19 protein-coding genes are annotated in these 20,743 nt (G+C 64.5%); 7 read left to right on the forward strand and 12 right to left on the reverse strand.

Annotation, left to right across the window (positions count from 1 at the left end; genetic code table 11):
• The first annotated feature begins 294 nt into the window (after positions 1-294).
• A complete protein-coding gene (locus ACOYJQ_RS06290) occupies positions 295-1,401 on the forward strand; it encodes an FkbM family methyltransferase (RefSeq protein WP_433457146.1) in 1,107 nt (368 codons plus the stop codon).
• Positions 1,402-1,412: 11 nt separating this feature from the next.
• Positions 1,413-2,309: a phytanoyl-CoA dioxygenase family protein gene (locus ACOYJQ_RS06295; protein ID WP_433457148.1), complete on the forward strand. Its 897-nt coding sequence runs from the start codon at positions 1,413-1,415 to the stop codon at positions 2,307-2,309.
• Between the two features lie 199 nt (positions 2,310-2,508).
• Here the strand turns inward: ACOYJQ_RS06295 and ACOYJQ_RS06300 are convergent, their stop codons facing one another.
• From ACOYJQ_RS06300 to ACOYJQ_RS06320, 5 genes are all read right to left on the reverse strand, one after another.
• Complete coding sequence (locus ACOYJQ_RS06300) at positions 2,509-3,282, reverse strand: 2-keto-4-pentenoate hydratase (protein WP_433457150.1); 774 nt, start codon at positions 3,280-3,282, stop codon at positions 2,509-2,511.
• An 85-nt stretch (positions 3,283-3,367) separates the two neighbouring features.
• Complete coding sequence (locus tag ACOYJQ_RS06305) at positions 3,368-3,961, reverse strand: histidine phosphatase family protein (protein WP_433457151.1); 594 nt, start codon at positions 3,959-3,961, stop codon at positions 3,368-3,370.
• 3 nt (positions 3,962-3,964) lie between these two features.
• The gene (fabI, locus tag ACOYJQ_RS06310) at positions 3,965-4,783 is read right to left on the reverse strand and encodes an enoyl-ACP reductase FabI (protein ID WP_433457204.1); all 819 of its coding nucleotides are present in this window, start codon (positions 4,781-4,783) and stop codon (positions 3,965-3,967) included.
• Between the two features lie 159 nt (positions 4,784-4,942).
• On the reverse strand, positions 4,943-5,872 hold the full coding sequence (locus ACOYJQ_RS06315) for a DnaJ C-terminal domain-containing protein (RefSeq protein ID WP_433457152.1): 930 nt from the start codon (positions 5,870-5,872) through the stop codon (positions 4,943-4,945).
• Between the two features lie 150 nt (positions 5,873-6,022).
• Entirely contained in the window at positions 6,023-6,529 is a 507-nt protein-coding gene (locus ACOYJQ_RS06320) for an RT0821/Lpp0805 family surface protein (protein ID WP_433457153.1), read from the reverse strand.
• A 114-nt stretch (positions 6,530-6,643) separates the two neighbouring features.
• Here ACOYJQ_RS06320 and pdxH point away from each other — a divergent pair, with 114 nt between their 5' ends.
• The 3 genes from pdxH to typA all read left to right on the forward strand — a co-directional run bounded on the left by pdxH (position 6,644) and on the right by typA (position 11,585).
• Positions 6,644-7,255 (forward strand): pyridoxamine 5'-phosphate oxidase, encoded by a 612-nt coding sequence (gene pdxH, locus ACOYJQ_RS06325; protein WP_433457154.1) that lies wholly within the window; start codon positions 6,644-6,646, stop codon positions 7,253-7,255.
• Positions 7,256-7,309: 54 nt separating this feature from the next.
• Positions 7,310-9,421, forward strand: coding sequence for a methyl-accepting chemotaxis protein (locus tag ACOYJQ_RS06330; RefSeq protein WP_433457155.1), 2,112 nt, complete (start codon positions 7,310-7,312; stop codon positions 9,419-9,421).
• Between the two features lie 340 nt (positions 9,422-9,761).
• Entirely contained in the window at positions 9,762-11,585 is a 1,824-nt protein-coding gene (gene typA / locus ACOYJQ_RS06335; protein WP_433457156.1) for a translational GTPase TypA, read from the forward strand.
• A 115-nt stretch (positions 11,586-11,700) separates the two neighbouring features.
• Here typA and cysK read toward each other — a convergent pair whose 3' ends face one another.
• The 6 genes from cysK to ubiE all read right to left on the reverse strand — a co-directional run bounded on the left by cysK (position 11,701) and on the right by ubiE (position 17,655).
• Positions 11,701-12,678: a cysteine synthase A gene (cysK, locus tag ACOYJQ_RS06340; RefSeq protein WP_433457157.1), complete on the reverse strand. Its 978-nt coding sequence runs from the start codon at positions 12,676-12,678 to the stop codon at positions 11,701-11,703.
• A 55-nt stretch (positions 12,679-12,733) separates the two neighbouring features.
• A complete protein-coding gene (locus ACOYJQ_RS06345) occupies positions 12,734-13,186 on the reverse strand; it encodes an RrF2 family transcriptional regulator (protein WP_433457158.1) in 453 nt (150 codons plus the stop codon).
• 299 nt (positions 13,187-13,485) lie between these two features.
• Complete coding sequence (gene dut / locus ACOYJQ_RS06350; protein ID WP_433457159.1) at positions 13,486-13,935, reverse strand: dUTP diphosphatase; 450 nt, start codon at positions 13,933-13,935, stop codon at positions 13,486-13,488.
• Positions 13,928-15,277, reverse strand: coding sequence for a phosphopantothenoylcysteine decarboxylase domain-containing protein (locus ACOYJQ_RS06355; RefSeq protein ID WP_433457160.1), 1,350 nt, complete (start codon positions 15,275-15,277; stop codon positions 13,928-13,930). The genes dut and ACOYJQ_RS06355 overlap by 8 nt, the downstream gene beginning before the upstream one ends.
• Positions 15,278-15,305: 28 nt before the next feature.
• On the reverse strand, positions 15,306-16,877 hold the full coding sequence (gene ubiB / locus ACOYJQ_RS06360; protein WP_433457161.1) for a 2-polyprenylphenol 6-hydroxylase: 1,572 nt from the start codon (positions 16,875-16,877) through the stop codon (positions 15,306-15,308).
• Between the two features lie 25 nt (positions 16,878-16,902).
• Positions 16,903-17,655, reverse strand: coding sequence for a bifunctional demethylmenaquinone methyltransferase/2-methoxy-6-polyprenyl-1,4-benzoquinol methylase UbiE (ubiE, locus tag ACOYJQ_RS06365; protein WP_433457162.1), 753 nt, complete (start codon positions 17,653-17,655; stop codon positions 16,903-16,905).
• Between the two features lie 156 nt (positions 17,656-17,811).
• On the opposite strand from ubiE, the gene mutM reads away from it, so the two are divergent.
• Both mutM and ACOYJQ_RS06375 read left to right on the forward strand, forming a co-directional pair.
• Positions 17,812-18,693: a bifunctional DNA-formamidopyrimidine glycosylase/DNA-(apurinic or apyrimidinic site) lyase gene (gene mutM / locus ACOYJQ_RS06370; RefSeq protein ID WP_433457163.1), complete on the forward strand. Its 882-nt coding sequence runs from the start codon at positions 17,812-17,814 to the stop codon at positions 18,691-18,693.
• 115 nt (positions 18,694-18,808) lie between these two features.
• Complete coding sequence (locus tag ACOYJQ_RS06375; protein ID WP_433457164.1) at positions 18,809-19,138, forward strand: KGG domain-containing protein; 330 nt, start codon at positions 18,809-18,811, stop codon at positions 19,136-19,138.
• A 230-nt stretch (positions 19,139-19,368) separates the two neighbouring features.
• Here the strand turns inward: ACOYJQ_RS06375 and ACOYJQ_RS06380 are convergent, their stop codons facing one another.
• Entirely contained in the window at positions 19,369-20,628 is a 1,260-nt protein-coding gene (locus ACOYJQ_RS06380) for a sensor histidine kinase (protein WP_433457165.1), read from the reverse strand.
• Positions 20,629-20,743: the final 115 nt, after the last annotated feature.

The raw sequence follows: 20,743 nt of genomic DNA on the forward strand, positions 1-20,743 counted from the left end.
ATTCCGTCATCGGTAAGTCTATATAAGCACTGATATCCAGTTGCGATAAGCGCGACCAAGCTAAAAGCAAGAAAATTTTTAAGTATTCAGTGGCAACCAACCCCTGAACAACCTCCGGAGCGCTTTCCGCTTAACCGGGGCAATGCGGGTTGCGACGTTATTTGCATCGTAGACGATAAACATCCTTGTGTTTTTTCTTTGAATCAATTTCTATCGCGAAGCAATTTGCAATGCTGAGTAGGCTATTCCAATTGGGAAACGGTCTCGCTCGCCGCAGGAACAAGGGTGTGTTCAATGCTGGAGCGTCTCTTGGAAACAACCAGTAAGATTGATGAATTCTTGGAAACGTCTAAGGATAATCCTTCTGTCGTATTGTATGGCGCCGGTTTTGCCATGCCCGCGATCTTGCGAAAACTGGAATCGTATGGATTTTTAATTCTTGCGGTCTGTGACTCCGACACCCGAAAACACGGCCGGAAATTTCGCGATACTTACCCTGTTATGTCTTTTGAAGCGGCGCGCCGGGATTTTCCCCATGCGCGCTTCGTAATATCGAGTCCCGATTATTTTGCCGAAATATATTCATTTCTCAGGGAATCGCTTGATGAACGTAACCTCTGCGACGTGGACTTGGAATGCGCCCATTATTTTGAGAAGGGTGAATTCAATGAATTTTTTACATCCGAATTACCGCGCCTCCGTAAAATTCATGAAAGCTTAGAAGACGAGGAATCGAAAGAAACGTACTTCAAAATCATCAAGGCCCATATGAGCGGGAGGCGAGAGGATTTTGAGGATGCTTTCACCGGAAATGATGATTGGTATTTATTTCAGAGCCTTCTCAAGCCAACGGCCGAAACCGTCTATGTTGACTGTGGGGCTTACGATGGCGACACGCTTAAGTTGTTCTTGAAGGCGGCCGATGAAGGATATCACAAAATATTCGCCTTTGAGCCCGACCCCGCGATGCAAAGAAGCCTGAATGCGGTGTCGGACAGCGAAAACGGAAAAATCAGGATTATTCCGAAAGGCGTATCGAATAGTGACGGCACCCTCAGCTTCAGGACGAATGGCGTTTATTCCAACATCGTCGGAGCTGATGCAGCCGACGAGGAGGATTTGATTTCTATTCCCGTCACCAAACTGGATTCCTTGTTGCTGAACGAAGACGTTTCGATTGTCAAAATGGATATTGAGGGGGGAGAATATGAGGCTCTTCAGGGCGCGGCGCAGCTGATACAAAAATTCAGACCGAAGCTTGCGATCTGCCTGTATCACAAGGTTGAGGATTTTGTCAGAATCGCCGAGTTGCTGCTGAATCTGGTCCCCGACTACAAACTCAGACTAAAGCATCAATCGAAAAGCTGCACGGATACCATTCTGTTCGCAAGTTTAGATTAAGGGGCCCTTCAATGCTTAAGCCGGAAGATTTGGCTGAATTCAATGAAAAAGGATTCTTCGTTGTCAAAGGATTGTTTTCCGATGACGAATTCAAGCCGGTTGAGCGCGATCTTCTCGAAAGGATCGATGAACTTGCCGGCTATCTGAAGGTCGATTTGGGCGGCGTGAGTCAGTCTATTAATGATAGAATGATGGCTTTAGAAAAAGCTCACCCTGGAGCGGCATTGACTCTTACTCACTCGAACATCATTGGCGATGGATTATTTAATATTTGGTCATCGAAGAAAACTTTGGATATCGCGGAATCCATACTCGGAGGTGATATCGATGGACATCCTTTCTTCGCAGTACGCCCCAAGCCGCCCGAAATAGATTTATTTGTCGTGCCTTGGCATCAGGACAGCTCGTATCTGGCCAACGGCGCCCAATTGTCGCCTCAGCTCACTTTTTGGGTCCCGCTCGTGGATGCGACTGTTGACAATGGCTGTATGGAAATGGCCGTAGGCCAGCATCGTGACGGCGAGAAACGTCACGTTGCCGAGGAATACGAGGAGCTTGGAAACTCGTCGTGGTATTTGGAGATAGAACCGTCAACGGTCAATACCTTCAAGACCGAAATCTGTGAGATGAAACGTGGCGACGTGATCCTGTTCACACAGCTTACACCACACCGTTCTTTGCCAAACCTGTCGAGCAGTTGCCGCTGGAGTGTCGACATGCGGTATATAGCAGCAGGATACCCCGCAGGAACGTCGCAAAATGCCATACCCTTCAGGCGGTCGCATGCGGAACTCGATAATCATGTTGAAACGTCGAAGGCTGAATTTCAGCAGGCGCAGAAACGCAAAGACAGAAGCGTCTGGCGGCACCGCGTGGAGCGTGCTGTTTGGAAGGACCGGTGGAACTAAAAACGCCTCCCGATTGAGCGGAATCGTTTAGAGCGGGATGCGATCAGGTTGAATCCCGCTCTCAGTTCCACATTTTACCGCAACCTGCGTTCAAGCCGATCCATCGAATTGAATGCAAGTTGCGGTAAAATATAGAATTTAGAGCGGCGTGACGATTCCACTTGAATGCACGCCGCTCCAGGCTCGCCGGCCCCGAGCGTTACTCGCCGATATCCACCACAGCCGTGCCGATACCCTCGAACGCCACTTCGACATGGCTGCGGGGCGCGACGAACGTGATGCCCGTCCAGGAGCCGGTCGTCACGTAGGTGCCTTCCTTCAGTCCGCCGAGGCTGGTAGCGCCGCCGTTCGCCAGCCAGGCGATCAGGCGTGCCGCCGGACCGGCCGCATTGCCGCCGCGACGGTCGATCACGACCTCGCCGTTGATCAGCAGCTTGACGGGCTGGTTCTCCGCGTCGACGATCGCGCCCGCTTCACGGCCGGAGCCGACGATCAGATGCGCGTGGTTGAACTGGTCCGCGATCTGGCTGAGGCGCGTGGCGGCGCCCCACGCCGCGAAATGCGTATCCACGAGTTCGATGGCGGCATGAACGGAGCCGACGGCCGCCAGCACCTCGTCCTCCGTGTAGGGCTTTTCGCGCGGCGGCAACGCCTTGTCGAAACGGTAGACCGTCTCGGCCTCGACGCCGAGCACCGCATGTCCGGCGTGGGCGACGCTGGCCGGCGACAGGGAGACCGTCTGCCCCGTCAGCGCGGCGCGGAAGGGCTCGGCCTGCGGGTCCGCCGCCCCCACCTTCCAGCCCACGACCGGACCGAGGCGGGAAATCAGCGCGTCCTGAACGGCATAGGCCGTTTTCCAGTCCGACGGACGCAGCGCGGGCGGCAGATCGATGATGCGAGGACCGCCGTTGCGGGCGGCCAGCAGCCGCTCCGCCGCGGCCTCGACGGATTCGGGAGTAAAGTTTTCAGCCATGAACCAAGGTGCTCCGTTGCGATGCCGGAAATGCCGGCATGGAAGGCCCGCATGAAAGCCCGCTGGCCGGCCGCCCCCACCCCGCTCAGGCGGGCACCCAACGGTGGCGCCCATTGGCGAAGACGAGAATGCGGCCCTGCCAGATGGGCAATTGAACGACCGATTGTCCCGGCAAACCGGCCAGGAGCGCCAGCATGACGCGCGCAATGCCGCCATGCGCCACGATCACGGTATCACGCTCGATCGTGTCCAGAAACGCCTGCACGCGCACCGATGCGCCGGCGTAGCTCTCGCCTTCCGGCGGCGTGTAGTGCCACCGGTCGGCATCGCGGGCGCGGGCGCGCTCGCCGTCGCGGGCACGGATCTCCGGCCAGGTCAGCCCTTCCCACGCACCGAAGGCGATCTCGCGCAGACGGTCGTCGAACGTCACGCCATCCTGCGGCAGCGCGAGCGCGTCGCGCAACAGCGTCATGGTCTCGCGGGTGCGCGTCAGCGGGCTGGCCACATAGCCGAGCGAATCGAAATCCCGGCGCAGCACCCGCAAATGCCCGCCCGCCTGCCGCGCCTGGCCGCGCCCGGTGGCGTTCAGCGGCATGTCGCGCGTTCCCTGAAGCCGCGCCTCCGCGTTCCAGTCCGTTTCGCCATGGCGAACGAAGTAAAGGGTGGGGCGGCTGCTCACGCGCTATTCCTTTGCCAGAACGATATCGGGCGCCTCGGGGTTCTTCATGCCCACGACATGATAGCCCGCGTCGACATGGTGAATCTCGCCGGTCACGCCCCGCGACAGGTCCGACAGCAGGTAAACGCCGGTGTCGCCGACTTCCTCCGGCGTGACGGTGCGGCGCAGCGGCGCGTTGTACTCGTTCCACTTCAGGATATAGCGGAAATCGCCGATGCCGGAGGCCGCGAGCGTCTTGATCGGCCCGGCGGAAATGGCGTTGACGCGGATGTTCTGCGGGCCGAGATCGGCGGCGAGATAGCGCACGCTGGCCTCCAGCGCCGCCTTGGCGACACCCATGACGTTATAATGCGGCATCCACTTTTCCGCGCCGTAATAGGTCATGGTGAGGATCGAGCCGCCGTTCGTCATCAGCTTCTCCGCCCGCTGGGCGACGGCGGTGAGCGAATAGCAGGAAATGAGCAGGGACTTGCTGAAATTCTCTTCCGACGTATCGATGTATCGGCCGGTCAGCTCGTCCTTGTCCGAAAAGGCGATGGCGTGGACGAGAAAATCCAGCCCGCCCCAAAGCCGCTCGATTTCGGCGAACACGGCGTCGATCGTCTCGGGCGCCGTCACGTCGCAATGGCCCACGACATGGGCGCCGATTTCCGCCGCGAGCGGCTCAACCCGCTTCTTGAGCGCATCGCCCTGATACGTGAAGGCCACCTCGGCACCATGCGCGCGCACCGCGCGGGCGATGCCCCAGGCGATGGAACGGTTGTTCGCAACCCCCAGGATGAGACCGCGTTTGCCTGCCATCAAGGGAGAGGGCGTCGCAATTATGTCTGCCATGACGTCGGTATTCTCTTTCGGAACTGGGACCTTGTCGTCCGGGAAAGTCACTTATTACCCGAGCGCGACGCCGGGAGCAACGGGCGAAAAAGCCGTCCGAAACAACGGGCTGCCATATGGCGCGCCGCCGGGGCTTCCCGCCCGCGATCACGCGCCCGCCGCCGCGCGCCGCTTGCTCATCAGCGCCTCCAGCTCCGGGTCGGGCGTTTTCGGCAACTGGATATCGAGGGTGACGATAAGATCCCCGTTTGCGGGTTTTCCAGGCAAGCCTTTGCCGCGCAACCTGAAATTCTTTCCCGAACTCGAATAGGGCGGAATGTTCATCGAAACCGCGCCGTCGAGCGTCGGCACGCGCACGCTGGCGCCGAGCACGGCGTCCTCCAGCGAGACGGGCAGGCGAAGACGCAAAGTCTGTCCCTCCACGATGAAGTCGCGATGCGGCGCGAAGTGCACCGTCAGCAGCGCATCGCCCGATTCGCCGCCGAAGGGGCTCGGGTCGCCGAGGCCGCGCAGCCGAATCGTCTGCCCGTCCCTCACGCCGGCGGGCAACGTCACTTCCACCTCCCGCCCGGTCGGCAGCGCGACGCGGCACTTGCCGCCGCTCGCGATCTGCTCCAGCGTCACCACGATTTCCGCCTCCAGATCCTGCCCGCGCGGACGCTCGCGCCCCGGGCCCGGCCGCGCGCCGGCGGAGGCCCTGCCGCCCGAGCGCATCGCCTCGCCGAACAGATCCGAAAACAGGTCGCCGGGATCGAAGCCGCCCGAGCGCGCGCCCCCGCCCGTGCCGTAGCGGAAGCCGAAACCGCCCGGCCCCGTTCCCGACCCGGGCCCCGCCTGGCCGGCGAAGCCGCGCGGCTTGCCCTCGGCATCGATCTCGCCGCGGTCGAACTGGGCGCGCTTGTCCTTGTCGCCCAACACCTCATAGGCGGTGTTCAGCTCCGCGAACCTGTCCTTGGCCTTGGGATCGTCCGCGTTGCGATCGGGGTGCAAGGTCTTCGCCAGACGGCGGAACGCCTTCTTGATGTCGGCCTCACTCGCCGTTTTGGGAACGCCAAGTATGTCGTAAGGGTTGCGCATCAATCCACTCCAGCGGCACCGCCGCACTACCAACCGTCCGCAACATATGGTCAGGATGTTGCAAAATAGCAACATGCTTCTCGACGCCGCAGGACAGTGCGTCGGTATGTTCTGTGGAATATCGGACTGGTCAAGCGGCTTTTGCAACATTCACAGGGCGGAGACATCCATCGTCGCCCATTGGCCGTCGGAAAGGCGGCAGGCCGCGCCTGCGAGCGCGTCGGACTGGCCCTGGAAATACAGGTTGGCCTTGAATCGCCTGCAAACGAGATCGTTGTGCAGATAGGGCTTGCCGACGGCCACGACATCGCCGCGGATGCCCGTGCGCGGATTGGCCCACGGCGCGACCTGCCCCGACCCGAGCGGATCGAGGGCCGTGCCCAGCGCCATGCGGGCGAACGGCCAGTCCTCCGGGGCCAGCTCCGGCGAGAGCATCGTCGCGCCGTTCGCGGCAGGGGAGGAATTCGCGGCGAGGGAGGAAGTGGTCAGGGTTTCGTCGGCGCCGAACATATCGCCGACCGGCACGGCGATGCTGCACCCGCCGAGCAGCACGGCGGCGGCGACCAGCGAGACGCCGGCCAGCGGGCGGGCGGATGCAGGGAGAGAAAGCCGCAGCGACAAAACGCGCGGCTTGCCCGGCACGATAAACCCGTACATCCTGCGGTACAGCCTCACCTGCCTTCTCCAAAACCTGCCTTCTTCAGGCAACTCTTCGCGCAGCCGGCCCTGCACACGCGATCCGACAGGAAACATCTGACCCCGGAGACGTTAATGAGCGGTGACTTTTACGACCACAACGACCCTTTTGCACTGTTTTCGGATTGGCTCAAAGAGGCGGAGGCATCCGAAATCAACGATCCCAACGCGATGGCGCTCGCCACGACCGATGCGGACGGCCTGCCGGACGTGCGCATGGTGTTGCTGAAGTCCTTTGATTCGCATGGCTTTGTCTTCTTCACCAACGAGGAGAGCGCCAAGGGGCGCCAGCTCGCCACCGTGCCGAAGGCGGCGCTGCTTTTCCACTGGAAGAGCCTGCGCCGCCAGGTGCGGGTGCGCGGCCCGGTGGAGTGGGTGAGCGAAGCGGAATCCGATGCATATTATGCGTCGCGTCCGCGCGGCAGCCGAATCGGCGCATGGGCGTCGCAGCAGTCACGCCCGCTGGAAAGCCGTTTCGCGTTGGAAAAGGAAGTGGCGCTCCACGCGGCGAAATACGCCATCGGCGATATTCCCCGTCCGCCCTACTGGCACGGCTATCGCGTGCTCCCGCTGGCCATCGAGTTCTGGCACGATCGGCCCTTCCGGCTGCACGAACGCGTGCGATTCGCGCGCGACGAGGCGAACGAAGGCACGGCCGGCTGGCGAAAAAGCCGGCTTTATCCCTGAGCGGCTGCATGATCCCCGAACGGCGGCATGAACGAACCTTCGGGCAGGGCATGCATGCCGTTCGTATCGGGTGAGTATCGCGTAATATTTGTCATTTATGCGAAATATATAGCGCGTAGTTTCCTCTCTCGCCGCCTGATGCGGGAGAAAAAGCGACATTGCGGCACGGGATGTTCGTGGAAAGGAAACGGCATGAGCAGCGTCAACAAAGGTCGGCAGTCGAACCTGATGCGTCGAATCATTATTGCAACGGCAATCGTTGTCACCTTTTCCTTTGCTGCATTTTCTTTCGTGATTGACCGGTGGCAAAACACCCTCATGCGCGACCATATCGCTCGCACGCTGAACATGGCTGGCAGCCTTGCCTCCGACAGCATAGCCAACTGGTTTATCGGCCGCGTCAGGCTGGTCGAGGATGTGGCGGACAGAATTGCCCGGCAGCCGGGAGCCGCGGCGGAACTGCTCCGGAGCAAAACGCTGGAAGAACAGTTTTCGTTCACCTACTTCGGCAGCGTGGAAGGGCAGTATGCCCAGTGGCCGTCCGACGATACGCTCCCCAAGGATTACGACCCCCGTAAGCGCCCCTGGTATCAGGACGCCGAGCGTGCGCATCGCCCCGTGCTGACCGCTCCTTATCTCGACGCCGGGACCGGCGAACTCGTCGTCACCGTCGCCGTGCCGGTGAAGTCCGGTCAGCAGGTCGTCGGCGTCGTGGGCAGCGATTTCGGTGTCGCGGGAAGTGATTTCACCCTGAGCGCACTGATTTCGCAGATAAAAGGCGTCGACCTCGGCGGCATGGGGCATGTCTTCATTGTCGATGATCAGGGGCTTATTCTCATCCATCCTGATCAAAAGCTTGTCCAGAAGAAGTTCAGGGACGTCTTTTCCGCTTCCTTGCCGAACGAAGGCATAGTGGAAGTCTCAGATGGCAGCCGTCGATGGCTCGTCGCCACCGCCGCAGTCAATGACCTGCCCGGCGTCAAGTGGCGCGTCGTGACGGCGATCGACCCGGACAAGGCTTTCGCGCCGATCCGGGAGTTCAGGATCACCGCCGCCGTCGCCACCCTGACGGCCGTTCTGCTCACCATCCTGCTGCTGATCCAGCTCCTGAGCCGCGGCATCTCCAAGCCCCTGAAGCGCATCACGATCGCCATGGAGGGGCTGGCCAAAGGACAACTCGAAACCGCCATCCCCGACGCGGAGCGGCGTGACGAGATCGGCGCGATGGCGTCGGCGCTGGAAGTGTTCAAGAAGAACACCGCCGAGCGTTACGAACTGGAAGAGCAGCAACGCCAGGCCACCGAGGCCCAGGTGCAGCGCGTGGAAGCGGTGGACCGGCTCATCGGCGACTTCGACCATGAAATCGCCAAGGTGCTCGAACTGATCAGAAATTCCTCCGGCACCCTGGAGGGCACCGCCCAGTCGCTGAACACGACTGCGGATGCGAATGCGGGCGGCGTCGTCACCGTCTCCACGGCTGCCGAGCAGGCTTCTTCCAACGTCAACAACGTCGCCTCGGCGTCGGAGGAGCTGGCGGCCTCGATCAGCGAGATCGGGCGGCAAGTGGACGAATCCCGCGAGATCGCCGATCGCGCCTCGGAATCGGTGCGCGTCACCGACAGCACGGCGCAACAGCTCGTCACGGCCAGCGAGCGCATCGACGAAATCGTGGCGCTCATCAGCTCCATCGCCCAGCGCACGAACCTGCTGGCGCTCAACGCCACGATCGAGGCGGCCAGGGCGGGCGACGCCGGCAAGGGCTTCGCCGTCGTGGCGACGGAGGTCAAGTCGCTGGCCGACCAGACGGCAAGGGCGACGGAGGACATTTCCGAGCAGATCAAGGCCATCCAGAACGTGTCGCAGACGGCTGTCACCGCGATCCGGGAAGTCGGCTCGGTCATCGAGACCATCAACAGCATTTTCGAGGAAATTTCCTCGGCGGTCTCCCAGCAGGGGCTGGCGACGCGGGAAATCGCCGAAAACATCCAGCAGGCCGCGGTCGGCACGCAGGAGGTTTCCGCCAGAATGCACGCGATCTCCACGGGCGCGACCGATACCCGCAACCATGCCGCCAACGTGCGCGACTCCGCGTCCGAACTGACGCGGGAGGCCGACAACCTGCACGAGCGGATCGGACGCTTCTTCACGGAAATCCGCGCGGCCTGAGCCGCGCGATCCCGCCGGGAACCCCTGCGCCCGGCGGACAGGCCGTCAGGAGCCGCTCCGGCAGACCGGACGGCGGAAACCGATCGCGGGTGTAGGCGGCAGGGCGCCGCATGCACCCGCGATCCGCTTTTTCGCGGCCTCCCGCGCCGGAAAACATTGCCGTTAGGGGCGAATTGCCTTATATGCAGCGCGGTAAAGCCACCTGGCGGGTCGGGTCCGGGGGCTGATCATACGAAATCGTCGGATGCCTGCGGTGACATCACGTTGTCATCTCGCAATGGCATCTGGCTTCGTCACTTTTGAGCACCACCGCGCGCGACCGGCGCGGTCAGGAAACCCTATGAAGCTGCGCAACATCGCGATCATCGCCCACGTCGACCACGGCAAGACCACGCTCGTGGACAAACTCCTCCAGCAATCGGGAGCGTTCCGGGAAAACCAGCGCGTGGCGGAGCGCGTCATGGACTCGGGCGATATCGAGAAGGAGCGCGGCATCACCATTCTCGCCAAGGCGACGTCGGTCGTCTGGGGCGATACGCGCATCAACATCGTCGACACGCCCGGCCACGCCGATTTCGGCGGCGAGGTGGAGCGTATCCTCAACATGGTGGACGGCGCGATCGTGCTCGTCGACGCGGCGGAAGGCCCGATGCCGCAGACGAAATTCGTCGTCTCCAAGGCGCTCAAGATCGGCCTGCGCCCCATCGTGGCGGTCAACAAGGTGGACCGGCCGGATGCGCGCATCCAGGAGGTCGTCAACGAGGTGTTCGACCTCTTCGCGGCGCTCGACGCCACCGACGAGCAGCTCGACTTCCCCATCCTCTACGGCTCGGGCCGCGACGGCTGGATGGCGCGCTCTCCCGAGGGACCGCAGGACCAGGGACTCGCGCCGCTCTTCGATCTCGTGCTGGAGCATGTTCCGCCCGCGAAGGTCGAGGAAGGCTCGTTCCGCATGCTCGGCACGCTGCTCGAGTCGAACCCGTTCCTCGGCCGCATCATCACCGGCCGCATTTCGGCGGGCACCGTGAAGCCGAACCAGAGCATCAAGGTGATCGACCGCGACGGCAAGCTCGTCGAGCAGGGCCGCGTGTCCAAGATCCTCGCCTTCCGCGGCATCGAGCGCCAGCCGATCGAGGTGGGCGAGGCCGGCGACATCGTTTCCATCGCCGGGCTCGTCAAGGGCACGGTGGCGGATACGTTCTGCGCGCCGGAGGTCGAGGAGCCGATCCTGGCGCAGCCGATCGATCCGCCGACCGTGACCATGTCGTTCCTCGTCAACGATTCGCCGCTCGCCGGCACCGAGGGCGACAAGGTGACGAGCCGCATGATCCGCGACCGCCTCTTCCGCGAGGCGGAGGGCAACGTGACGCTGAAGATCGAGGAATCGGGCGACAAGGATTCGTTCTTCGTCTCCGGCCGCGGCGAGTTGCAGCTCGCCATCCTGATCGAGACCATGCGCCGCGAGGGTTTCGAGCTGGCCGTGTCGCGTCCGCGCGTCGTCTTCAGCCGCGACGAGGACGGCAATCTGCTTGAGCCGATCGAGGAAGTCGTCATCGACGTCGACGAGGAGTTCTCCGGTCCGGTGGTGCAGAAGATGTCGGAGCGCCGCGCCGAGATGATCGAGATGCGCCCTTCCGGCGGCAACCGCCAGCGCCTGTTGTTCCACGCCCCCACGCGCGGCCTCATCGGCTATCAGTCGGAGCTGCTGACCGACACGCGCGGCACCGCGATCATGAACCGGCTGTTCCATGACTACGCGCCGTACAAGGGCGAGATCCCCGGCCGCCGCAACGGCGTGCTGATCTCCAACGATCAGGGCGAGGCCGTCGCCTATGCGCTGTGGAACCTCGAGGATCGCGGCCCGATGATGATCGAGCCGGGCTGGAAGGTCTATACGGGCATGATCGTCGGCGAGCACAACCGCGAGAACGACCTCGAAGTGAACGTGCTCAAGGGCAAGAAGCTCACCAACATCCGCACCACCTCGAAGGATGAGGCCGTGCGCCTGACGCCGCCGATCCGCATGACGCTGGAGCGCTCGCTCGCCTGGATCCAGGACGACGAGCTGGTGGAGGTGACGCCCAAGTCCATCCGCCTGCGCAAGATCCATCTCGATCCCAACGACCGCAAGCGCGCCGAGCGGTCGAAGGAAAGCGCCGCCTGAGAGCGCCGCTCGACCTGCGGCCTCGTCAAGCTTGCAAAAAACGCGGGAAGCTTGTGCTTCCCGCGTTTTTCTTTTGGCGATGATATGGCGGCCGATCAGGAATCGGCCGCGGCTGTCAAAGCCCCTCGAACAGCGCGGTCGACAGATAGCGCTCGGCGAAGGAGGGAATGACGATGACGATGTTCCTGCCCTCGAACTCGGGACGCGCGCCGATTTCGAGCGCCGCGGCGATCGCGGCCCCCGACGAGATGCCGACCGGAATGCCCTCCAGACGCGCGAGCAGGCGCGCGGTGTCGAACGCGGTCTGGTTGCCGACCGTCACCACCTCGTCGATGACGGAACGATCGAGGATCTGCGGCACGAAGCCGGGGCCGATGCCCTGAATCTTGTGCGGGCCCGGCGTGCCGCCCGACAGCACGGGCGAATCCTCGGGCTCGACCGCGACGACGCGCACGGAGGGCTTGCGGCCCTTCAACACCTGCCCCACGCCGGTGATGGTGCCGCCGGTGCCGACACCCGACACCAGCACGTCGACCGAGCCCTCGGTATCGTTCCAGATCTCTTCGGCCGTGGTGCGGCGATGGATATCGGGATTGGCCGGGTTGGCGAACTGCTGCGGGATGACCGCGCCGGGAATCGCCGCCTTCAGCTCCTCGGCGCGGGCGATGGCCCCCTTCATGCCCTGCGCGCCGGGCGTCAGTTCAAGCTCCGCGCCAAGCAGCGCGAGCATCTTGCGCCGCTCCACCGACATCGTTTCCGGCATCACGATGATGAGACGATAGCCGCGCGCCGCCGCGACGAAGGCAAGCGCGATGCCGGTGTTGCCGGACGTCGGCTCGATGAGGGTGCCGCCGGGTTGCAGCACGCCGCTCTGCTCGAGCGCGTCGACCAGCGCCACCCCGAGACGGTCCTTGACGCTGGAGATCGGGTTGAAAAACTCAAGCTTGGCCAGCAGGTGGGCCTTGATGCCCTTTTCAGCCTCCAGCCGGTTGAGGCGCACCAGCGGCGTGTCGCCGATGGTCTCGGTAATCGAATCGTAGATTCGCCCCCTGCCCGGCTTGTTTGGCCTGTCTGCATTGCTGGTTGCGGTCATTCGTCAAACTCCTGCATGAATGCCTTCGGCAAATGCGACCATCGCATTCACCGGTTCAGATCGTGAAATCGGTCGTGACCTCCGGCGGACCGAACGCGGTCGTCTTCTCGGCGCGGCGGCAGATATCCTCTACGGTGACAGCGTCCAGAAGCGACAGGAACGCACCCGACGCCTCCTTGACGACGGGTGCGATCACGCGTTCGACCAGTTCCGAATCCGGCACCGGCGGCAGATTTTCCTCCGCCGACGCCGCCATCGCCGCACGTACGATTTCGCCGGCGCTGATGCGCCTTCTCTCGCGGGCGAGCTCGTAGCCGCCCCGCGGCCCGCGAACGCCCTTGAGAATACCCGCCCGCACGAGCTGCTGCAAAATCGTTTCGAGATGACGCGGCGGCAGATGATGCCGCGCGGCGAGAAACTTTGCGGCGACAGGCGTCGGCCGCGCATGGATCGCGACATCGACAACCGCGGCAATGGCGAGCAAACTGCGCCTGGACAACAGATTCATCGATTATCCCTGGACTAGAGCCTTTCGGCATTTCGTTGAAACGCCGAAAGGCTCTATCTTATTGATCCGACGCGTTTTCTTCACGCAAAGCGGCACCCGTTTCGCTTGAAAACGCTCTACCCCGTCTGTCGCCGCGCCCCCGGCAGCACCGCCGGGAGGCATGACGCATCGACTATCGGACTCAAATTACCGGAATAGTAGGGAAATAAAAGCCATCTCCATGAATTTTCTGTAAGTACCGGTCTTTTCCAATCATACACCGATGCACGTGAAATGCGCTGTCATTTGCCGCAAACGCGCTATTTCAGCCCGGTCGATCCGAAACCGCCCTCGCCGCGCGCCGTTTCCGACAAGGCTTCGGCTTCCGTCACCGGATAGCGTCGCACCTCGGCGATAACGGCCTGGGCGATGCGGTCGCCGTGGTGGATGGTGAAGGGCTCCGCGCCGAGATGGTAGAGGCCGACCATCAGCACGCCGCGATAATCCTCATCCACCGTGCCGGGGCTGTTGGGAATGATGAGCCCGTGCCGCAGCGCGAGCCCCGAGCGCGGGCGCACCTGCATCTCGGTGCCGGGCGGCAGTTCCACGGAAAAACCCGTGGAGACCAGCGCGAAACGGCCATGCGTGAAGGTGAGCGGCCCTTCCGGCAGGAAGGCGCGCAGGTCCATGCCGGCCGCGCCCGCCGTCGCATAGGCGGGCAGCGGCAGGTCCGCATTGCCCTCCACCCGTCTGAACCTGATGTCAGCCATCCGCGCCCGCTCCCGTCGACGTCTGGAAAAAGGCGGCCGCCCGCGCGATCAGGCGGCGCGCCACCTCGGTCTTGTCCATCGTCGGCCAGCTTTCGACACCGTCCCTGCTGATGAGATGAACCGTGTTGCGCTCGCCGCCCATCACGCCGGTGCCCTTGCCGACGTCATTGGCCACGATCCAGTCGCAGCCCTTGCGCGCGAGCTTCGCCTGCGCGTGCTCCAGCACGGTGTCCGTCTCCGCCGCGAAGCCGATGACGAGCGCCGGGCGCGGCGAGCCCTGCGCGACGGTCGCGAGGATATCGGGATTTTCCACGAAGGTGAATTGCGGCATCGCACCCGCGCCCTTCTTGATCTTGGCGTCGGCCTCCTCCGCGGTGCGCCAGTCCGCCACCGCGGCCGCGAAGATGGCGACGTCGACCGGCAGCGCCGCCAGCACGGCCGCCAGCATGTCGCGCGCGGTGGTGACGCGGCGCACGGTCACGCCTTCCGGGTCGGGCAGATTGACGGGGCCGGAAATGAGCACGACCTGCGCTCCGGCGCGCGCCGCCGCCCCGGCGATGGCGTGGCCCTGCCGGCCGGACGACCGGTTGGCGATGTAGCGCACGGGATCGATGGGCTCATGCGTGGGGCCGGAGGTGACGAGCACGCGCTTGCCGGCCAGCGGCAGCACCGCCAGTTGCCTGTCGGGCGTGGGCGCATGAGCGCCCTGTTCCTCGCCCGGCAGCAGCAGCGCGGGCGCGAGCAGCGCCTCGATGGCGGCGAGGATTTCCGCCGGCTCCGCCATGCGCCCGAGACCCGATTCGCCCCGCTCCGCCATCGCGCCGCTGTTGGGGCCGACGAACCGCACGCCGTCGGCGCGCAGCCGCGCCACGTTGCGCGCGGTGGCCGGATGCGCCCACATGCGCGGGTTCATGGCCGGCGCGACGAGCACAGGGGTGTCGGTGGCGAGCAGCGCCGTCGAGGCGAGGTCGTCGGCCAGCCCGTTGGCCATCTTCGCCAGCAGGTCCGCCGTCGCCGGCGCCACCACGATGAGATCGCTCGAGCGCGAGAGCGCGATATGGCCGATATCCGCCTCGTCGGTCAGCGAGAAGAGATCGGTGAACGCCTTCTCGCCGGTGAGGCTCGCCACCGACAACGGCGTCACGAATTCGGCCGCGGCGCGCGTCATGATGGCGCGCACGGCAAGGCCGCGATCCTTGGCGCGGCGGATCAACTCCAGCACCTTGTAGGCCGCGATGCCGCCGCCGATCACCAGAAGCAGGCGTTTTCCCGCCAGAGAGCCGCCGGCCGGAGAACTGCCGTGAGTTCCGCGCGTATCGTCGTCAGGCGCATCGTGTTGCATGCATCACCTCCCGATCATCCATTCGGCGTCATGCCGCAAGCAGCAGGAGCACCAGGGTCAACTGGATCAGCGCGATCGCCCACAGGGCGAGCATCACGCCGCGATTGCCGCGCCCCTCCGCCTTGCCGATGGCTTCCGTGGTGGCCGGCGAGAGCGTGAAGCCTTCCACCGATGCCTTTTCGAGACGGGCGAACACGCGCTCGCCGCGCGACAGCAACGCAGGCAGGCGCGCGAGCAGCCCGCCGACATCCCGCGCGCCCCGCCCCGCCTCCGCCGCCAGCCCGAGCGGGCCGAGATTGCGCTCGATCCACTCCCGCACCACCGGCTCCGCCGAGCCCCACATGTCGAGCTGCGGATCGAGCTTGCGCGCGACGCCCTCCACCACGACCATCGTCTTTTGCAGCATGACGAGTTCGGTCCGCGTCGCCATGTCGAACAGCGCCGTGATCTCGAACAGCAGCGTCAGCAGCTTCGCCATCGAAATTTCGTCGGCGCGCCGGTTGTGGATCGGCTCGCCGATGGCGCGGATCGCCTGCGCGAAATCCTCCACGGAATGATGGTCCGGCACGTAGCCGGCGTCGAAATGCACCTGCGCGGTGCGCCTGTAGTCGCGGGTGATGAAGCCGAGCAGGATTTCCGCCAGAAAGCGCCGCTCCGCCCGGCCCAGCCGGCCCATGATGCCGCAGTCGACGGCCACGAGCCGCCCTTGCGCATCGACGAAAAGATTGCCCGGATGCATGTCCGCGTGAAAGAAGCCGTCGCGCAGCGCATGGCGCAGGAAGGACTGGATCACCGTCTTCGCCAGCGCCTTGCGGTCATGCCCCGCCGCCTCGATAGCCGGGATGTCCGAGAGCGGAATGCCGTGCACCCATTCGCTGGTCATCACCTCGCGGCCGGTCGCGTCCCATTCCACGTTCGGCACACGGAAATCGGGATCGTCGCGGGTGTTCTCGCCCATTTCGGACAGCGCCGCCGCCTCCAGCCGCAGGTCCATTTCCATGGAGACGGAACGGGCCAGGGTTTCCACCACCTCCACGGGGCGCAGCCGGCGCATGTCGGGCAGCAGCCGCTGCATCAGCCGCGCCGCGAAGCGCATGGCGGCGAGATCGCGCGCGAAGCGCTCGCGCACGCCGGGCCGCAGGATCTTCACCGCCACCTCGTCGCCGCCGGCGACGAGCCGCGCCCGGTGCACCTGCGCGATCGAAGCGGCCGCGATCGGCGAACTGAAATCCGCGAACAGCGTGTCGAGCGTGCGGCCGAAGGCGCTCTCAACGATGCGCACCGCCACCGCCTGATCGAAAGGCGGCATCCTGTCCTGCAACGATTCGAGATCCCGCGCCGTGCGCGCGCCCACGACATCCGGGCGGGTGGCGAGAAACTGGCCGAACTTCACATAGGACGGCCCGAGCCGCGTGAGAGCCGCCGCGAGCCGCTCGGCGCTGCCGCCGGGGCCGGGGCGCTCGATGAGGCGCGCGAGCCGGATGGCGAGACGGGCGGAAGGCGGCAGCTCCGTCGTATCGACGAGGCCGAGCGCGCCCTCGCGCGCCAGCACGAAGCCGACCCGCGACAGACGCGCCGTGTGAATGAGGCCGCCGATCATGCCATGATCACCTTGTTCCCTGAGCTCAAAGCTTCCAGCCGGAATGAATGGCGACGATGCCGCCGCTGAGCGGCCGCCAGCTCACACGGCCGAAACCGGCATCGCGAATCATGCCCGCGAAAGCATCCGGCAGCGGAAACTTGCGGATGGATTCCACGAGGTATCGATAGGGCTCGCCGTCGCCCGTCACCAGGCGGCCGAGACCCGGAATGACGTTGAACGAATAGGTGTCGTAGAACGTGTCGAGCAGCGGCACGTCGACACGGCTGAACTCCAGGCAGAGAAAGCGTCCGCCGCGCCGGAGCACCCGGTGCGCCTCGCGCAGCGCCGCCGGAATGTCCGGCACGTTGCGGATGCCGAAGGCGATGGTGTAGCCGTCATAGGCGCCGGCCGGCAGGGGCAGCGTCTCGGCATTGCCCTGCACGAAGCGCAGCCGCTCGCCATATCTGTGTTTCGCCCTCTCCCGCCCCACGCGCAGCATGTCGCCGTTGATGTCGAGAATGGTGACGCGCGTCTGCGGTCCGCCCGCATCGAGCACGCGAAAGGCGATGTCGCCGGTGCCGCCCGCGACGTCGAGATGGTCGAACGGCCGGTGGCGCGGCGGACGCAGCATGGAGATCAGCGCATCCTTCCACAACCGATGCATGCCGGCCGACATCAGGTCGTTCATCAGGTCGTAGCGGCCGGCGACCTTGTGGAAAACGTCGTCCACCAGCCCCTGCTTCTCGGCCAGCGGCACGTCGGTAAATCCGAAATGGGTCGTCGCCTCGTTCGTCATGAGCATCATCCCGCCGCATACGCCATACCGCGCCGTTGGCCGCGGTTTCGCGGACCATAGCGAAAGCGCCGCCTCTCCGCTATGCTCATCTCGATTGTTCCGCCGGTCCTGCACCGGCGGTTTACACCATAGAAACGGAAGGCTCCCTCGTCCACCATGCCGGAATTGCCCGAAGTCGAGACGGTTCGCCGCGGTCTCGAACCCGTCATGACCGGCGCGCGCATCATGCGCACGGAGTTGCGCCGGGCCGATCTGCGCTTTCCCTTTCCCGAGCGCTTCGCGCAGCGCCTTCAGGAACGCACGGTGCAGGCTCTCTCGCGGCGGGCGAAATATCTCGTCGCCGACATCGAGGGAGACGTGCTGCTCGTCATGCATCTTGGCATGAGCGGGCGCTTCCTCATCGAGACGCAGGACGCCGCCGGCCGGCCCGGCGCGTTCCACCGGCCGGCCGGCGGCAACCCCGCGCACGATCACGTGGTGTTCCATCTCTCGAACGGCGCGCGCGTCACCTACAACGACACGCGGCGTTTCGGTTTCATGCTGCTCGTTCCCGCCCGGGAGCGGGAGACGCATCCGCTGTTTCGCGGCATCGGCATCGAGCCGCTCGGCAACGCGCTCGACGCCGAAACGCTCGCGCGGCTGTTCGCGGGGAAGCGCGCGCCGCTCAAGGCCGCGCTTCTCGACCAGCGGCTGATCGCCGGGCTCGGCAATATCTACGTTTGCGAGGCGCTGCACCGCGCCGGCCTTGCGCCGGAACGCGCCGCCGGCACCATCGCGGGCGACGGCGGCGCCCCCACCGAGGAGGCGCGCCGTCTCACACGCGCCATCCGCGACGTGCTGGACGAGGCCATCGCCGCCGGCGGCTCGACGCTGCGCGACTATGCGCATACCGACGGATCGCTGGGCTATTTCCAGCATGCGTTCCGCGTCTACGGGCGCGAGGGCGCGCCCTGCGCGACGCCGGGATGCGGCGGCAGCGTGGCCCGCATCGTCCAGTCCGGCCGCTCCACGTTCTTCTGTCCCGCCTGCCAGCGCTGATCCGACAGCCGGGGCCGACGATACAAGCCCCCGCCGGCCGGTTTTCCGGGAACTTTCGCGCCCGTCGCGCGTTGCGAAACAGGGGTGCAACGAAAACCAGGCAAATGAGGATCAGATGACGAGCGCCGACGGCATTTCGACCGGCAACACGATCTCCGACAGGAAAACCACCGGCAAAAAGGCTTCGACACGCGGCTTCGCATCCATGGACCGTGAAAAACAGCGCGCCATCGCCTCCAAGGGCGGGCGCAGCGTGCCGAACGAAAAGCGCAGCTTCGCGCAGAACCGCGAACTGGCGGCGGAAGCCGGACGAAAGGGCGGACGCAGCGTGCCGGACGAAAAGCGCAGCTTCTCCCAGAACCCCACGCTGGCGGCGGAAGCGGGGCGGAAAGGCGGGCAGGCCCCGCATGGCGGCCGCGTGCCGGCGCAGGACGCGCAGGAGTAGCCGACCGGCGGCCGCGATCAGGGGGCTTCAGAGCGCTTTCCGATCGAATGGAATCATTTGATCGATCGGAATTCGCTCAAACAAAGAAATCGAGGTTCTGTCCCGTTTCGATTGAAACGGGACAGAATCTAGAGCATTTCGGCGTTTCGTTGAAACGCCGAAATGCTCTATCTTATTGACTTGACGCGTTTTCTTCACGCAAAGCGGTATCCGCTTTGCTTGAAAACGCTTTAGCGCGCCAGCGCGCGGCACGCCACGCGGAAGGTGGCGCGCAGCCCCTTGGGGGTCCAGTCGAGGGTGATATCGCCTTCGAGCTGGCCCTTCACCGTGCGCTGGATCAGGACCGAACCGAATCCCGTTTCCGCCGGCGGCGCCGCGATGGCCGGACCGCCACTTTCCTCCCATGTCAGGATGCAGTCGTCGCCGTCCTCGCGCCAGCTCACGGTGACAAGGCCGCTGCCGGCCGACAGCGCGCCGTATTTCGCCGCGTTGGTGGCCAGTTCGTGCAGAATCAGCCCCAACGCCGTCAAGGCCCTCTGCCCGATGGACGGCACGCCGGGGCAAGGCGTTTCCGAAACGTCCAGCACCACCTGCTTGTCTTCGTCGCAATAGGGCGCGGCAATCACCTTCACCAGCGCGCCCAATTGCGCCGCAAGCGCCGCCTCCGCGGAACGGTCGGCGGGATCGCGGGTTTCGGCCTCCTCGTCGCGGTGAGCGACGGGCTGCACGAGCGCCTGCGCCCGCCCCAGCGCCTCCAGCCGCCCGCGCACGTTCAGGGCCAGGTCCTGCGGCGTTTTCGCCGTGCGCGCGGAAGCGCTGATGAGACCGCTCGCCACGGTGAGAATATTGCTGATGCGATGACGCATCTCGCGCGTCAGCATCTCCTGCATCGCCAGCGCCTCCTTCAGCGCGCGCGCGTCGCGGATGATCTTGATGGCCACGCCGGCGAAGGTCGCCAGCTCCGTCAGCACCTGCGCGTCGCCCCCGTCGAAGCGGCGTTCCGGCGTATGGGAGATGACCCACAGCGCCCCCAGCGGCTCCTTGCCGCCCTTGTAGATGGGCACCAGAAGCGCCTCGTAGCTGACGATATCCGGCATGGCGTATTGCGCATAAAACTGCGCCGGCCAGGCGATCAGCACCGGCCCGCCCTCATCGAGACAGAGCCCGCAGGGGCTCGAATCGCGGGGCGTCGTGCGCCCGATGAACAGCGCGCAGGCCCCTTTCAGAAAATGCCAGCGAAAGACGTCGCCCTCCGGCGCATCGGGCTCATGCAGGCTGATACCCGCCGAATGCGCCTCGCTCACCTGCATCGCGAGCGACACGAGATGCGGCAGGAAAGCGTCGGGATATTCCAGCATCTGCCGCGCCAGATCCTGAAGCGCCGCCGTCTCCATCCGCGGATCGGACCGCCGCCGCGGCCGCAAGGCCAGCTCCGGCGTGATGATGGCGCCCGTTCCAGGCGGCGGCGCGGACGGGCTGTGCACTGACATCGGCGTCTCCCTCCCCCGACGACGCACCGGGCGCGCCGGCCGGCATCATGCGAACCGCGCCCCGCCCGACACCGCGCCATAACCGGCGATACAGACGGCGTTCAGTTCGACGACG

This window comes from Pseudochelatococcus sp., from assembly GCF_050946405.1.
In the GTDB taxonomy this organism is placed as follows: Bacteria; Pseudomonadota; Alphaproteobacteria; order Rhizobiales; family Beijerinckiaceae; genus Pseudochelatococcus.

Excerpts from the sequence above, each read along its gene's own strand:
- typA (WP_433457156.1), top strand. The coding sequence starts at position 9,762 with ATGAAGCTGCGCAACATCGCGATCATCGCCCACGTCGACCACGGCAAG.
- ACOYJQ_RS06380 (WP_433457165.1), bottom strand. The coding sequence starts at position 20,628 with ATGTCAGTGCACAGCCCGTCCGCGCCGCCGCCTGGAACGGGCGCCATC.
- ACOYJQ_RS06345 (WP_433457158.1), bottom strand. The coding sequence starts at position 13,186 with ATGAATCTGTTGTCCAGGCGCAGTTTGCTCGCCATTGCCGCGGTTGTC.
- cysK (WP_433457157.1), bottom strand. The coding sequence starts at position 12,678 with ATGACCGCAACCAGCAATGCAGACAGGCCAAACAAGCCGGGCAGGGGG.
- ACOYJQ_RS06295 (WP_433457148.1), top strand. The coding sequence starts at position 1,413 with ATGCTTAAGCCGGAAGATTTGGCTGAATTCAATGAAAAAGGATTCTTC.
- ACOYJQ_RS06355 (WP_433457160.1), bottom strand. The coding sequence starts at position 15,277 with ATGCAACACGATGCGCCTGACGACGATACGCGCGGAACTCACGGCAGT.
- ubiB (WP_433457161.1), bottom strand. The coding sequence starts at position 16,877 with ATGATCGGCGGCCTCATTCACACGGCGCGTCTGTCGCGGGTCGGCTTC.
- ACOYJQ_RS06290 (WP_433457146.1), top strand. The coding sequence starts at position 295 with ATGCTGGAGCGTCTCTTGGAAACAACCAGTAAGATTGATGAATTCTTG.
- ACOYJQ_RS06330 (WP_433457155.1), top strand. The coding sequence starts at position 7,310 with ATGCCGTTCGTATCGGGTGAGTATCGCGTAATATTTGTCATTTATGCG.
- ACOYJQ_RS06320 (WP_433457153.1), bottom strand. The coding sequence starts at position 6,529 with ATGTACGGGTTTATCGTGCCGGGCAAGCCGCGCGTTTTGTCGCTGCGG.
- ACOYJQ_RS06315 (WP_433457152.1), bottom strand. The coding sequence starts at position 5,872 with ATGCGCAACCCTTACGACATACTTGGCGTTCCCAAAACGGCGAGTGAG.
- ubiE (WP_433457162.1), bottom strand. The coding sequence starts at position 17,655 with ATGACGAACGAGGCGACGACCCATTTCGGATTTACCGACGTGCCGCTG.
- ACOYJQ_RS06375 (WP_433457164.1), top strand. The coding sequence starts at position 18,809 with ATGACGAGCGCCGACGGCATTTCGACCGGCAACACGATCTCCGACAGG.
- mutM (WP_433457163.1), top strand. The coding sequence starts at position 17,812 with ATGCCGGAATTGCCCGAAGTCGAGACGGTTCGCCGCGGTCTCGAACCC.
- ACOYJQ_RS06300 (WP_433457150.1), bottom strand. The coding sequence starts at position 3,282 with ATGGCTGAAAACTTTACTCCCGAATCCGTCGAGGCCGCGGCGGAGCGG.
- dut (WP_433457159.1), bottom strand. The coding sequence starts at position 13,935 with ATGGCTGACATCAGGTTCAGACGGGTGGAGGGCAATGCGGACCTGCCG.
- pdxH (WP_433457154.1), top strand. The coding sequence starts at position 6,644 with ATGAGCGGTGACTTTTACGACCACAACGACCCTTTTGCACTGTTTTCG.